Here is a 15,051-nt window from a genome sequence, read left to right as displayed (position 1 = left end):
TTAAGTTCTGGAGTGCAAATGTAAAATAATTATGAGAACAAGCAAGCTATCCCAAAGAGACTTATTTATTATTCACAAGTAATTCACAACCTGTTAATTTACACATCATGCTGATAATCAATAAAAAATTAGGATATCAACAATTATATTCACAAGTCTTTCAACAAGTAATTAACCGAGGTGTTTATATCCTATTCTCATAAAAAAATCCTGTCAAGGCTCCTTTTTAAAAGCCCTGACAGGATACTATCGCTATTCTTCAAATAAACTTACTCTTTCCGTTTTGCCTTCAACTCTTCGGCGGGCACCATGCGGTACAAACGATCGCTGGGACGGATACGGTCGGGCACTTTAAATGACACGTGCACACCCTTCTTCACCACATCCACCGGCTTCAAGTCTACACGAGCCTCGTCCAAGGTGACATACATGGCACCGGTAGTAGGACCAGTAATCAACAATTTATCGCCAACTTTAATTTCTGAGGCTTCGATCAGGAATTCAGCTACTCCGATATTAGAGAAGTACTTGATTCCACGTCCGGCATATACTTTACGCTCCGTTGCTTCCGAACCGTAGTTCTTGCTCCATTCACCCAAACGCTGTCCTAAATAATAGCCGTTCCAGAAACCACGATTGAATACTGTCTTCAGACGTTCATCCCAGTTGGCCACCTTTTCATCGGAGAATGTACCGTCAATGTACGACTGGATAGCTTCCTTGTAGCATTCTACTACTGTACGTACATACTCAGGACCACGGGCACGACCTTCAATCTTGAATACCCGTACACCCGCTTCAATCATCTCGTCCATAAAATGAATGGTCTTCAAGTCTTTCGGCGACATGATGTACTGGTTATCCACTTCCAGTTCAATGTCACTTTCCTTATCCTTTACCGTATACGCACGACGGCATACCTGCATGCAAGCTCCGCGATTGGCCGAAGCATTCAGCTCGTTCAGGCTCAAATAACACTTTCCGGAAACGGCCATACACAAAGCTCCGTGGCAGAACATTTCGATACGCACCAGCTCACCCATCGGACCCTTGATTTGCTGCTCCTGAATAGCATCGTAAATCTTACGTACCTGTTTCAGATTCAGTTCGCGTGCCAACACCACCACATCGGCAAAGCGTGAATAAAATTTCAATGCTTCTGCGTTACTGATGTTCAACTGAGTAGAAAGGTGTACCTCCTGTCCCACTTCATTACAATAAGCCATTACTGCCACATCGGCCGCAATGACCGCACTGATACCAGCTTCTTTTGCGGCATCCACTATTTTACGCATCAAAGTAATATCCTCGTCGTAAATAATGGTGTTAATAGTCAGGTAACTCTTTACTCCATGTTCATCGCATATCTTGGCGATTTCACGTAAATCGTCTATAGTAAAAGTGCTCGCCGAACGCGCACGCATGTTCAAGCTTTCAATACCGAAATAAATGGAATCGGCTCCGGCATGAAGGGCAGCCGCCAATGACTCACGTGAGCCTACGGGCGCCATGATTTCAAAATCTTTGATTGTATAACTCATTTCCGTGATTGTAATATTACGGTGCAAAGGTAGCGTTTTTTCAGGATATAATAAAATTTCACTACCTTTGCGCGACAATATCAAGGCAATGAAAATTAGAAACATAGATTTAGGAGAAAAGCCAGTATTACTGGCACCGATGGAAGACGTCACCGACCCTGCATTCCGCCTGATGTGCAAGCAGTTTGGTGCCGACATGGTGTACACGGAATTCGTATCGAGCGATGCCCTGATTCGTTCGGTAGGGAAGACCATGCTGAAACTGAACATCAGTGAAAAGGAACGTCCGGTAGCCATCCAGATTTACGGAAAGGATACGGATACCATGGTGGAAGCAGCCCGCATCGTAGAACAGGCCAAGCCTGATATATTAGACCTGAACTTCGGTTGCCCGGTGAAGCGGGTGGCAGGAAAAGGTGCTGGCTCCGGCATGCTGCAGAACGTACCTAAGATGCTCGAAATAACCCGTGCGGTAGTAGATGCCGTAAAGATTCCGGTTACCGTGAAAACCCGCCTGGGATGGGATGCAGAACACAAGATTATCGTAGAACTGGCGGAACAATTACAGGACTGCGGAATTGAAGCTCTGACCATCCACGGACGTACCCGTGCACAGATGTATACCGGTGAAGCCGACTGGACCCTGATTGGGGAAGTCAAGAAAAATCCGAGAATGCATATTCCCATTATCGGAAACGGTGACATCACTACCCCACAACGTGCCAAAGAATGTTTCGAGCAATACGGAGTAGATGCCATCATGATTGGACGGGCCAGCTTCGGACGTCCCTGGATTTTCAAAGAGGTAAAACACTATTTAGAAACAGGTGAAGAGTTGCCGCCTCTTTCTTTCAAATGGCGGATGGATGTATTACGCCAGGAAGTACTCGACAGCGTAAACCTGCTGGATGAACGAAGAGGTATCCTGCACGTACGTCGTCACTTAGCCGCATCTCCTCTCTTCAAAGGGATTCCAAATTTCAAAGACACACGCATTGCCATGCTTCGCACAGAAACATTAAATGAACTGAATGGTATATTAGACCATATAGAAGCTACTTTCGGTAAGGAGTAATCCTTACCGATTTTTTTAATACATCCGTTTAAAGACCGGAGAAATAAACCAGCGCTTATACATCAGCGTGGCCAGCTGATAGACGAAGAAAGCGGTAATAAGTCCTACCAGCGAATCAATCAGGTAGTGCGCCTGAATATACACCGTGGCACAGCACAGCAACACATAGAACGGGAACAGAATGTAGGCCAATTTTCGGTTCACACGCCAGGCCATAATCATCACAATCGTAGAGATTCCCACATGTGAACTGGGGAAAGCAGCCGTAGGACGTTCACCTACTTCCTGTGAAGCTTCTACCAGATTATAGAAGAATCCGTGTTCATATCCCGGACCAGGAAGCAAGAAAGTATTGTCATTAAAATAATCTCCTATTGCCGGAAAATCACAAGCGTTCACTTTATCCATTCCAATGGCAGGGAAATAGAATTGCGGTCCGGCCACCGGCACCAGAATGTAAAACAAATAGTAAATGAAGAAAGAAGTGACCAGTACGAAGCAAATCTTCTCAAACCATTCAAAACGGGTCAGGAAATAATATACCACCACAATCAGCATCATGGGATAGTAAAAGAAATACCCCATATTGAAAGGCTCACTGAACCACATGGAAGGACACAGCTTGCTAAATTCCACCGAAGGCTGGCAATGGAAAATTGCCTGTTCGACAGAAGCAAACACGTAATCCAGGTTCGGGAACAAGCGGTTAAATTCAAACGTATCCGGATACCAGTATGCCAACAGTGACATTTGCACGACCATACGGATAAAAGCCGTCAAACGACAGGGGAATGCCTGATACAAATATATCAGTACGAACGTCAAGGCCACAATGCCCAGACGCTCCAGCAACATCATCCCGGGATGATCCATCCGGGGATACAAAAGCAAAATCAAAATAGTGGTCAGTGCATTGTAAATCAAGCTAATGCTTTCTACTGCAAACAAGCCCTTTCCACTTTCTACTCGTTCAAATAACTTCAGTTCTATAGCCATCCTTCTTTTTTATACCAGGCAATGATTTCTTTTACTCCTCTTTCCAACGGATATTCGGGAACATATCCTAATTCCTTTTCCAGCGGTGAGATGTCACACCGCCAGTTGCGCTGTTTCATAATACGGTATTTATCACAGTTCAATGTACTCGTCTTACGGAGTATTCGTCCTACATTCTCTGCCACAAATGAAATGGCTTTCAAAAGAAACAACGGACAGACGAAACGAAGCATCCACGGATTTCCCAATTCTTTCCGAATCAAGTCGGAAAACGTATGACTACTGTATACCTTTCCGTCGCTCACAAAATAAGCGCGGCCTGTGACATTTTTTTCAATAGCCAGATAAATGGCCTGTACCAAGTCCTTCACAAACACAAACGTAATATCCTGACGTTTGAAACCTGCTGCAAAATCCACATGCTGCTGCACGGACTTCGCCATCAGAAAATAATCTCGTTCCCGTGGACCGTAAACTCCCGTCGGACGGAAAATCACATACGGGAAATTGGTGAGGGATTTCAAATATTCCTCGGTATGCAGTTTACTCAGTCCATACGCCGTATTAGGCTGGGGAGTGTCCGTTTCACAAATGGATGAATAGTCTTTTTCCCGAATCGGTCCAAATATACTTAACGAACTTATGTAAATAAAGTTCACGGGAAGCATGTCTAATCGCTTCAGGGTCTCAATAAAATGTCGGGTAGCCCAGTAATTCCCGATTTCAAAATCGGCCTTGTCCAGGCATTTGGTCACCCCTGCACAATGAATAATGTAATCCCATTTCCCATGCTGGCGTTTCTGTTCCTCCAACTGACTGGCCAGACGATCGGAATCAGTAAAATCCAGTACGGCAAAATGGATACGTGAATCCTGCAAATATTTCCGGCTGCTGCTCTTCCGCACACCGGCCCACACCTGCATGCCACGCTCCAGCGCACCTTCCACTAAAAAGCTCCCGATGAATCCACTGGCACCGGTAACTAATATTTTTTTCTCCATAAACTTATTTTTCCGGTTCTACATGGATACTGATGTAGGTATCCTCTCCAAAAGTATCCCGCAACTTCTGCTCAATGGCAGTAGCCTTTTCATGTGCCTCATGCAACGAGATACTTCCGTCCATCCGCACGTGCATGTCTATCGCATAATGACTTCCTATACGGCGGGTACGCAAATGATGCGGCTGCGACACGCCGTCCAGTGACAATACCGTCTGCGTAATTTCCTGCTCTATATCGTCGGGCAACGAGCGTTCCAATAATTCATCAATGCAAGCCTTCAGCTGCTTCACCGCCACCTGCACAATAAAGAAACTGACAATCACTGCCGCCAGAGGGTCGAGCACACGCCAGCTTTCTCCCAACAGGATAGCTCCTCCAATACCTACGGCCGTACCGATGGAAGAAAATGCATCGCTGCGGTGATGCCAGGCATTGGCTATCACTGCCGGACTATTACAGCGTTTTCCCACCAGCCGGGTGTAATGAAACAAAATTTCTTTCGATACCACGGATACAATGGCAGCAGCCAGTGCAATCCAGCCGGGCGACTGTAATGCCTCTCCTTTTGCAAAACTGATGATTGATTCTATTCCACTCCAGCAAATTCCTACTCCTACAGCCAGCAAAGCCGCTCCAATCAAGAGCGTAGCCAGTGTTTCATACTTTCCATGTCCGTAATCATGTCCCTTATCTTCCGGTTTGCTGGAAATACGCACAAACACGATGACAATCAAGTCCGTTATCAAATCCGACAAAGAGTGTACCGCATCGGCAATCATCGCCGCACTCTTTCCACCGAAACCTGCTGCAAACTTACAGACTACCAGCAGAATATTGACCAGACTACCCACCAGGGTTACCTTGTAAATCTCACGTTCGCGAACGGATGTTCCAATCTCATTCATATCTTACTTTTGTAAAAAGAATGTGGCAAAGATAATAGTTTTTCAGCATCTTAACAGAAAAAACCACGTTTATTCCCCGGAAATCACTTTCTTTGTATAAAGATAATCTTATCAACAGCAGAGAGCTGTTGATTTAAAACAAAACAACATGGCTAAAAAGAAAAAAGAAAAGAAAGGCGGAAAGCACCTGAAGAAAAAAGAGCTCGTAGAGATACTGCTCAACTATTTCCGTACAAAGCCGAATGAAGCATTCAGCCTCAAGCAGTTGTTCCAAGCTCTAAAACTTACAACCCATCCAGGAAAAATGCTCTGCATCGATGTAGTGGAAGAAATGTTGGAAGACAACTTCCTGATTGAAATCGAAAAAGGGCGCTATAAAATCAATGACAAAGGACAGATTCTGACCGGAACCTTCGTACGTAAAAGCAATGGAAAGAACTCGTTTATCCCTGAAGAAGGAGGAGAACCCATTTTCATTGCGGAACGCAACTCTGCCCATGCAATGAACAATGACAAGGTGAAAGTTGCCTTGTGTGCCAAACGTAAAAAGCATCAGCTGGAAGCGCAGGTAATCGAGATTTTGGAACACGCCAACGAAACCTTTGTCGGCGTATTGAAAGTCAGTAAGAATTATGCGTTCCTGCTTACAGAAACCAGCACCCTGGCTAACGACATCTTTATCCCGAAAGACAAGCTGAAAGGCGGGAAGAACGGTGATAAGGCTATTGTCCGCATTACCGAATGGCCGGAAGAAGCAAAGAATCCGTTTGGCGAAGTGATCGACATCCTCGGAAAAGCGGGTGACAACACAACTGAAATGCACGCTATTCTGGCTGAGTACGGCTTGCCGTACGTATATCCGCAGGCAGTAGAAGCTGCAGCAGAGAAACTGTCGGCCGATATCACGCCGGAAGATTATGCCGAACGCGAAGATTTCCGCGATGTCGTGACGTTCACCATCGACCCGAAAGATGCCAAAGACTTTGACGACGCATTGTCTATCCGCACCCTGAAACCCGGCTTATGGGAAGTGGGTGTACATATTGCGGACGTATCTCACTATGTAAAAGAAGGAAGCATCATCGACAAGGAAGCAGCCAAACGTGCGACTTCTGTCTATCTGGTAGACCGTACCATCCCGATGCTGCCGGAACGTTTGTGCAACTTTATTTGCTCCCTGCGTCCTGATGAAGAAAAACTGGCTTACTCTGTCATTTTCGAAATGAATGAAAAGGCGGAAGTGAAAAACTACCGCATCCGTCATACGGTAATCAAATCCAACCGTCGGTTCACGTACGAAGAAGCACAGCAAATCATTGAAACAGGAGAAGGTGACTACAAGGAAGAGGTACTTCAACTGAATCGTCTGGCACAGATTCTGCGAGAGAAACGAATGGCCGCCGGCTCTATCAACTTTGACCGCTGCGAAGTAAAATTTGAAATTGACGAGACCGGTAAACCGCTCAGCGTATACTTCAAGGTATCTAAAGAAGCCAACAAGCTGATTGAAGAATTCATGCTGTTAGCCAACAAAACGGTGGCAGAATACGTAGGAAAAGTCCCCAAAAACAAAAAACCGAAGGTACTTCCTTATCGTATCCACGACTTGCCCGACCCTGACAAGCTGGATAACCTGAATCAGTTTATCGCCCGCTTCGGTTACAAAATCCGCACAGGAGGTAGCAAAGCTGAAGTATCCAAGTCCATCAATCACTTGTTAGGCGAAATTGAAGGAAAGAAAGAACAGAATCTGATAGAAACAGTGTCTTTACGCGCCATGCAGAAAGCACGCTATTCGATTTATAACATCGGACACTACGGACTGGCATTCGATTACTACACGCACTTCACCTCTCCTATCCGCCGTTATCCGGACTTGATGGTACACCGCCTGCTTACCCGTTACCTGGCAGGAGGACGAAGCGCACAAGCCGACAAGTATGAAACTCTCTGTGAACACAGTTCGGCAATGGAGCAGACTGCAGCCAGTGCAGAACGTGCATCCGTGAAATACAAACAGGTGGAATTTATGGGTGAACGTATCGGAGAAGTGTACGATGGTGTAATTTCCGGTGTCACAGAATGGGGACTCTACGTAGAAATCAACGAAAACAAATGCGAGGGCATGATTGCCATGCGCGACTTGGGCAACGATTTCTATGAGTTCGACGAAAAGAACTACTGCCTCATCGGACGTCGTCATCACCAGAAATTCAGTCTCGGCGATCCGATTAAGATTAAGGTAGCCCGTGCTAACCTGGCTAAGAAACAGCTGGATTTCGTATTGGCTGAAGCTTAAATAATCCAGCTATAAAATCCCCTTACTCTATCTCATTCCGAATTGATGCAGACAAAGTAAGGGGAATTTTTTTATCAATATTCTTCTCCTATAATTACGCCCCAAGGCTCTATTACTACAGAAGCACCTTTCTTCAATTGTTGTTCATCCAATAATGAACGGCTGTCACTATATGGATAATCAAGCGTAACTGGCTTCATTGAATAATTAAATAAATAATGAACTTTCTTTCCATATCCATTCTCCACAGAGCGAAGAATCAATGGGAAACTAAATTTACGTTCTACAGAGGCAATCTGCTGACGGTCTGCTGCACGAGCGATCAGCTTTTCCAACAACTTCTGCGAAGGTACTGTCCCCACATAAATCAAATGTCCTTTTCCATAAGCATTTTCCGTTATGCACGGCCATTTACCGAAAAAAGGATGATCTGCGTACGCCAACGGAACTGCAGTTGTAGGACAAAGAAACTCCATCCATGTACTTATCTGGTTTTCTTCCACTCCTAACTCGTTTGACTTCAAAGGCAACTGGTTGATACTAGAAAACTCCTGATAAGTAAATCCACAGGCTTTCGCCAAAGGACCTGGAGCAAGCATAGGCCGAACTACATTATCCGGATCGCAATAACCGCTTTTATAGAACATAACCACATCACCTCCCTTTTCAACAAAATCAGCAATTTTATACAAAAGTTCGTCTGATGCCACATAAAGAGGAGGAATTACCAACATATCATACTTATCAAAATCAGTTATCTTATCACACGGAACGATATCGCATTCAATATTCTGACGATATAATGCCTCATAAATCATATAGTCCTTATATTGATCACCATGAGTATACGGCATAAAATCCAGTCCAAACTTAGAATCATGGCTAAATAACATAGCAACCCGGTTATGTTTACGAGAATTCACCAACCTTTTTCCAATTTTCTCCAATTCCTTAGCTCCTCTCGAAAACTCAGCATACACGCGGTTAGGTGTCATGTCATGGCCCAAGAGACCTCTCCAGTATGTTTCCTGACCATAATGTAAGGTGCTCCAATGCCAATATTCTACCATATTTGCGCCACCTGACAAAAACGCATACATATTCTGCCGCAATTGCCCATCATACGGAGGCCATTGGTCGCGACTACTCCATCCCGTACCCTGAGCATTAGTCTCAGTTATCAGAAAATTTTTATGCTTGCATAGTTCACGCATATAATCACAAGCATATCCAATCCACTGACCATCCTGGCCGTCCTGCATCGTATAATACACATTAATGGCGGGATAATCCATCTGCCGGAAAGCTTCTATTTGGTCGATATTACAGAAATAAGGCATAAAACAATGGGTTACAAATTGATCCGGTCGTTTATATTCATTCACAATATCCACCTGCCAGTTTAAGAAATCAGCCGTAACCTTACGGTTCCATCGTTCCCACCACAATTTATAAGAAGGATTCGTCACTCCTTTACGGTCATAAAACTCCTCCCACGTATTAATGTTCATGCCCCAGTAATTCAACCCCCACCGCGCATTTAATGAATCCAAATTAGCATGAAAGCTATCTTTTATATAATTTCGGAAACTTTCAAAATAACCTGGATTATCTATACCTCTGGCTTCTACTTCATTGTCAACCTGGAAACCAATAATAGCCGGATGTTTGGCATAACGCTCCATCAATTTTCGGATAATACGCTCACAATAATGACGATAAATAGGATTAGTCAAATCCATATTCTGGCGGATACCATAATAGCTTTGTTTACCATCCACAGTTTGTGAAAGCACTTCCGGATGTTGATGAGCCATCCAAGCCGGAATAGAATAAGTAGGAGTACCTAAAATAATTTTAATGCCAGCTTTACTTAATTTATCAATAATCCGGTCCATCCATTCAAATTGAAAGACTCCATTCTGTGGTTCAAAGACCGACCATGTAGACTCACCGATACGTACTACCGAGAGATTAGCCTGCTTCATCAGGCGTATATCTTCATCCAACCTATCTGTCGGTGTATATTCACTATAATATGCCGCTCCATAAAGAGGCTTTTCAAACTGAAAATATGTAGAAACAGATTGAGACATACTTCCTAAAGGAATTAACAACAAACTTAAAATTAACCTTAAACATCTCATATTCAAAAGGATAAAAAATTAATAACCTGGATTTTGTATTAACAAATCATTTTTATTTATTTCATCTAAGTAAATAGGCAGAAAATAAGCCTTATTATTCCATTTACGTTCTTGCACTTCTATTACAGAATAAACTGGATCCTGTGAACCATAAGGATAACGAATATCTATACCTTGAGCTGGTTGTATAACCTCTGGAGCAATCATCCATCTACGAATATCAAAATAACGATGTTGTTCATAAGCTAGTTCTATTTTTCTTTCATTACGATAATGGTCCATTAATTCTTTCCCTGTTTCAGTAGATGGAATATCAGGCATACCAGCACGTTTTCGAATCATATTAATATATTTTCTAGCTTCTTCTTCCTCTCCTAATTCCAAACAAGCCTCAGCATAATTCAACAGAACTTCTGCGTAACGAATTTGTCTCCAAGGAAAAAGTTGTTTGTCATATTGATGGTTAACTGAAGGATCTAAGAATTTACGCATATAATATCCTGTATATGTACCATTCCAATCTTCAATTGGACCTTGCCTTGTATCTAAACCTGCAGTATAAGAACCATCTGCCTGTTGATAAAATCCAGTCTGTACAATTCCGTCAGGGTCAGCATCAACTGTATCATCTGGCCTTTCCCGCCAATGAGCTCCATCGTACAAAATACATGCATAAAAACGAGGATCTCTATTTTCATATGGATGTATTGCTTGGGCAGGATTGCTCCAACTAAATTTTGTTCCATCACTCATTTCATAAGAATCAACTAACTGACCCGTAGGCGTATTTCCACCCCAACCATGAAAACCATTAGGGCTATTAAATAAGCCAACACGAGGAAGCTGAAAATCATCGCTATTATGATTAACCAAATCATAATACTGAAGCATTATATCTTCATCCGAATTATGGCACAAAAAGATATTAACATAATTAGCTACCGCTTCATCTGGAGTAGCCCACTGCTGACCTTCTCCATAAAGATGATAAATACCTAAATCTATCACATCTTTTGCTGCTTTTTTTGCATTCTCCCAACGCTCTCTCTGATCACCATCCACATAGCCTACTAACTCAGGATGTTCATATCCTACAGCCCACTGAGATTGAGAAACATATAAATCACTTGCAGCATACAACAAAACACGAGATTTTAAAGCTAGTGCAGCTCCTTTTGTCGCACGTGCCTTATCTCCACTCAAAGGAAGAAGAGAGGCCGCATCATCCAAGTCTTTCACTATAAAATCTACAGTTTCCTTGAAAGTATTACGTGAAACTTTCAGTTCATCCTCGGGAGTAAAAGTCTTATCAATTAACGGAACACCTCCCCATTGAATTAACAACCAATAATAAAAATACCCTCTAAGATATAACACTTCACCATGTAAACGTTCTATAGCCTCCCCTTGTAACTCATACTTCTTGACATTTTCTAAAAACATATTACAAGCTCTAATATTTTTGTACAAACTATTCCATGTAATATTTTGAAATGTCATAATCCAAAAATTAGGAGCTAATATGCCTTGATAGCTTGGACTCAATTCACTCTGAACTACAGGCTGACTTTCCCACGACCATACTTCCATAGATTCATCACAAAGTGAAGATAACATTACTGTATGAAATCCCCATTTTTGTCCTTCATAAATATTATTTACAAATGCAGTCACCAGCGCTTCATCTGTCCACACAATCGCATCAGAATAACGATCTATAGGAGTTATATCAAGAAAATTATCATTACACGATGAAAATGTTAACCCTAAAAGCAATGCTAAAGAATATATCTTTTTCATATTTCTCAAATTTAAAAAGTAAGATTAATACCAAAATTTATAACCTTATTCAAAGGATAATTATAACCAGATCCACTTGTGTTTTCTGGATCATAATCCTTCATATCTGGGCTAAAGGTCAAAAGATTATAAGCATTTATATATATACGTAAATGTTCAATACCTGCTTTTTTCGTCAATATAGAAGGAATAGTATAACCCAATTCTATATTCTTCATTCGGACATAATCTGTTTTATGTAACCAGAACGTATTCTGTTGATTCACATAATATTCATTACTTCGATTATACGTACGTGGGAAAGAAGCTGTCGGATTATCTTCTGTCCAACGATTATCATAAAAACTTTTTAAGAAATTTGCAAAATCTCCAGACTCTGTGGTCTGATAAAAAATACCCCCAAAAGCTCCTTGAAACATACAAGAGAAATCAAAGCCTTTATATGCAACATCAACAGTTAATCCACCTGTAAATCTAGGGGTACGGCTACGATCATCCCTTACACGGTCATTTCCATCAATAACCCCATCTTCATTTACATCTTTAAAAATAATATCTCCAGGACGAGCTCCGGCCCAATGAGGATAAGCCTCAACTTCTTCTTTATTCTTAAAAATACCTATTGCCTGATAATACAATCCGGCATCAATAGGTTTACCTGTTGATTTTTGATAATCAGGAACTCCAGGAGCTTCATCCCAGAATAAAATTTTATTTCTGGCATAAACTCCGTTTAAATTTACTCCTAAACGCCACTCATTAAATGTTTTCCGATAATCAATATTAAAATCCACCCCCTGATTTAGAACCTTACCTAAATTTTCATCCGGCAATTCCAATCCTGATGTAGCAGGAACAGAGGCATTCCTTTTCCACAGAATATCAGTTCGTTTATTATGAAAATAATCAACTGTCAAAGCCAAATCTCCCTGCAAGAACTGTAAATCAAGACCTATATTTTTTTGAGTTGCAGTTTCCCAAGTTACGTTTTGATTAGGAGCAACACTTTCCATTAAAGCTTGATTCATCGTAGTTCCATTATTTGTTACATACATCAAACTATTAAATAAATATGAAGACATATATTGATAAGGATCTATCAAATCATTTCCCGTTTGTCCCCAAGACGCTCTAATTTTTGCAAAAGAAATAAAGGGGACATGCTTTTTCCAAAAGTTCTCTTCAGAAATTACGTAACCCAAAGAAATTCCTGGAAAGAAACCAAATTTATTCTTCTTAGCAAAAATATATGAGCCTTGATATCTCCAGACAAATTCAGCTAAATACTTTGATTTATAAGCATAATTCAAACGTCCAAAATAATTCAATCGGGCCTCCTTGTAACCAGTACCTGTGTTATTTATTTCATCTTGCCCACCTGCAAACAACTGATCTATAGATGAAGATAAAAAATACCGTCTAAAAGCTTCAAAAGAATCACCTTCATCTGTAATACGTTCTACACCAGCTAATACATTTACCGAATGGTCATCCATAAAAGTACGAGAATAGGAGGCAATACCACTTAAAAGTATTCCTAAATTATCTTCCATAGACTCCGTCAATCTTGGATCACTAAACCCTTTCTTTCCTTCTACCAATACAGGTTGTCCATTTGAATCTACAGAAGTTCCGTCCCACGAATACAAATACCATGGCTTCTGCCAAATTTTTCTGAAACGAAACCCTTTATCCAAAGAGGCTGTAGCTTTTATTGATAATCCCTCAACGTGAGGAATTTTAATATTCACTCCAAAATCACCATTCAATACATACTGCTTATCTCTATCATATCCTGTTTGATTTGTACAAATAACTACCGGATTATCACCAAACTCAATATCTGGTCCAGGCAAGCCATTAGGCCAATATGCTGGAGAATTAGGTTTAGATCGCATCAACATACGAAAAATATTTTCTGCAGAACGAGTGGGATATTTTCTGTCCTCCATACGGGCAGCTACATTTATATATGCATCTATATACCTATTGATTTTTGTATCCAGATTCATCCTTAAATCATACTGATTATAATTTGCTCCACTATTTTTATAAAAAGCATCTTGGCCTTTTGCCGACAAACTAGCAAAATATTTTACATTTTCAGTTCCTCCCTCAATTGTTGCATTAGCATAAGTCTGTGCAGACCACTTTTTCAATGTTTCTCCAAACCAGTCTGTATCAGGATGTCCCCAAGGGTCGCTTCCATCCACATATTGTTTCAAGTCTGATTCTGAATAACGAGGTTTATTACCTGCATATGCATCTATTTCATTCATCAATGTAGCATACTCGTACGCGTTAGTCATCTCTGGAATAACAGTCGGAGCCGAAATTCCATAGTTATAAGACATACTTACTTTTGGTTTTCCCAATTTACCTCGTTTCGTAGTAATAAGAATAACCCCATTCGCAGCTTGCGCACCATAAATCGCTGCAGAAGCATCTTTTAGCACTGACATCGTCTCAATTGTAGCCGGATCAATTCGCTCAAGAGAACGGCCAGGTACTCCATCTACGACTATCAATGGATCAGATTTACCAAATGTATTAACTCCACGAATCGTAATTGTTGCACCATCATATCCTGGTTCTGAGGTATTAGAGACTGCTACAACTCCAGGAAGACGCCCTGCTATACCTTGACTTAGATTGACAACAGGAGTTCTCGCAAGCTTTTCTCCTCCTACACTCGTTACAGATCCAGACAATGTTGCTTTTTTTTGTGCTCCATATCCCACCACAACAACCTCATCTAACTGCTCACTATCTTCTTTCAATAAAACTTCCAGAACTTGATTATTATCAACAGACACTTGCTGGGTCACATAACCAATATATGAAATATTCAGAATAGCATTCCTACTATTAACCGTTAAAGAAAAATTTCCTTCAAAGTCCGTAACAGTACCATTAGTAGTATTCTTTTCCAAAATAGAAACTCCTATTAAAGCCTCTTTTGTTTTTTCATCCAAAACTTTTCCTCTAACGAACCAATTTTCCGCTTTTAATTGCAGAAGTACAACAAAAGAAAATAAGAAAATAAATAATAGACTTCTTTGTAGTCTATAATCTCTACCACTTATATCAAATAAGCTTATATTTTTCATATGATTTAGATTAAGTAAATAATTAATGATTAACGATTAAACACAGACCACAAAATGCATAATGACTATAATAGCAAAGAATGATACAATAAGTAACTGGCTTTATAAAAACACAGCTTTGCATCATCCTTACATTGTCTCTTTATAAAAAATTTTTCCTTTACCATTTTGAAAC

The 15,051-nt window shown here is 41.2% G+C and carries 9 protein-coding genes; 2 read left to right on the top strand and 7 right to left on the bottom strand.

The features are described 5' to 3' along the window. Positions 1-269: 269 nt before the first annotated feature. Positions 270-1,541 (bottom strand): peptidase U32 family protein, encoded by a 1,272-nt coding sequence (locus tag DXD04_RS03845; protein WP_007560223.1) that lies wholly within the window; start codon positions 1,539-1,541, stop codon positions 270-272. A gap of 88 nt (positions 1,542-1,629) precedes the next feature. On the opposite strand from DXD04_RS03845, the gene dusB reads away from it, so the two are divergent. After that, positions 1,630-2,616: a tRNA dihydrouridine synthase DusB gene (dusB, locus tag DXD04_RS03840; RefSeq protein WP_117671048.1), complete on the top strand. Its 987-nt coding sequence runs from the start codon at positions 1,630-1,632 to the stop codon at positions 2,614-2,616. Positions 2,617-2,631: 15 nt separating this feature from the next. Here the strand turns inward: dusB and DXD04_RS03835 are convergent, their stop codons facing one another. Genes DXD04_RS03835 through DXD04_RS03825 form a run of 3 tightly spaced genes read right to left on the bottom strand, consistent with a single transcriptional unit; the run spans position 2,632 to position 5,520 of the window. Beyond that, complete coding sequence (locus DXD04_RS03835) at positions 2,632-3,606, bottom strand: phosphatase PAP2 family protein (RefSeq protein WP_117671134.1); 975 nt, start codon at positions 3,604-3,606, stop codon at positions 2,632-2,634. Further along, positions 3,603-4,613: an NAD-dependent epimerase/dehydratase family protein gene (locus tag DXD04_RS03830; protein WP_117671046.1), complete on the bottom strand. Its 1,011-nt coding sequence runs from the start codon at positions 4,611-4,613 to the stop codon at positions 3,603-3,605. Before DXD04_RS03830 ends, DXD04_RS03835 begins: the two co-directional genes overlap by 4 nt. A 4-nt stretch (positions 4,614-4,617) precedes the next feature. Continuing rightward, positions 4,618-5,520, bottom strand: coding sequence for a cation diffusion facilitator family transporter (locus DXD04_RS03825; protein ID WP_117671044.1), 903 nt, complete (start codon positions 5,518-5,520; stop codon positions 4,618-4,620). A gap of 148 nt (positions 5,521-5,668) precedes the next feature. On the opposite strand from DXD04_RS03825, the gene rnr reads away from it, so the two are divergent. Continuing rightward, the gene (gene rnr, locus DXD04_RS03820; RefSeq protein WP_022053793.1) at positions 5,669-7,819 is read left to right on the top strand and encodes a ribonuclease R; all 2,151 of its coding nucleotides are present in this window, start codon (positions 5,669-5,671) and stop codon (positions 7,817-7,819) included. Between the two features lie 74 nt (positions 7,820-7,893). Here the strand turns inward: rnr and DXD04_RS03815 are convergent, their stop codons facing one another. The 3 genes from DXD04_RS03815 to DXD04_RS03805 all read right to left on the bottom strand — a co-directional run bounded on the left by DXD04_RS03815 (position 7,894) and on the right by DXD04_RS03805 (position 14,810). Beyond that, complete coding sequence (locus DXD04_RS03815; protein WP_259299509.1) at positions 7,894-9,915, bottom strand: beta-galactosidase; 2,022 nt, start codon at positions 9,913-9,915, stop codon at positions 7,894-7,896. A gap of 69 nt (positions 9,916-9,984) precedes the next feature. After that, positions 9,985-11,766, bottom strand: coding sequence for a RagB/SusD family nutrient uptake outer membrane protein (locus DXD04_RS03810; RefSeq protein WP_117671040.1), 1,782 nt, complete (start codon positions 11,764-11,766; stop codon positions 9,985-9,987). An 11-nt stretch (positions 11,767-11,777) separates the two neighbouring features. Beyond that, the gene (locus DXD04_RS03805; RefSeq protein WP_409034795.1) at positions 11,778-14,810 is read right to left on the bottom strand and encodes a SusC/RagA family TonB-linked outer membrane protein; all 3,033 of its coding nucleotides are present in this window, start codon (positions 14,808-14,810) and stop codon (positions 11,778-11,780) included. Positions 14,811-15,051: the final 241 nt, after the last annotated feature.

The organism is Phocaeicola plebeius, assembly GCF_003437535.1.
Classification (GTDB): Bacteria; Bacteroidota; Bacteroidia; order Bacteroidales; family Bacteroidaceae; genus Phocaeicola; species Phocaeicola plebeius_A.
This window is presented reverse-complemented; position numbering and strand designations above follow the sequence as displayed.

What these genes read in the sequence shown, in the direction of transcription:
- DXD04_RS03845 (WP_007560223.1), bottom strand. Translation starts at nt 1,541, where the DNA reads ATGAGTTATACAATCAAAGATTTTGAAATCATGGCGCCCGTAGGCTCA.
- dusB (WP_117671048.1), top strand. Translation starts at nt 1,630, where the DNA reads ATGAAAATTAGAAACATAGATTTAGGAGAAAAGCCAGTATTACTGGCA.
- DXD04_RS03830 (WP_117671046.1), bottom strand. Translation starts at nt 4,613, where the DNA reads ATGGAGAAAAAAATATTAGTTACCGGTGCCAGTGGATTCATCGGGAGC.
- DXD04_RS03825 (WP_117671044.1), bottom strand. Translation starts at nt 5,520, where the DNA reads ATGAATGAGATTGGAACATCCGTTCGCGAACGTGAGATTTACAAGGTA.
- rnr (WP_022053793.1), top strand. Translation starts at nt 5,669, where the DNA reads ATGGCTAAAAAGAAAAAAGAAAAGAAAGGCGGAAAGCACCTGAAGAAA.
- DXD04_RS03815 (WP_259299509.1), bottom strand. Translation starts at nt 9,915, where the DNA reads ATGTCTCAATCTGTTTCTACATATTTTCAGTTTGAAAAGCCTCTTTAT.
- DXD04_RS03810 (WP_117671040.1), bottom strand. Translation starts at nt 11,766, where the DNA reads ATGAAAAAGATATATTCTTTAGCATTGCTTTTAGGGTTAACATTTTCA.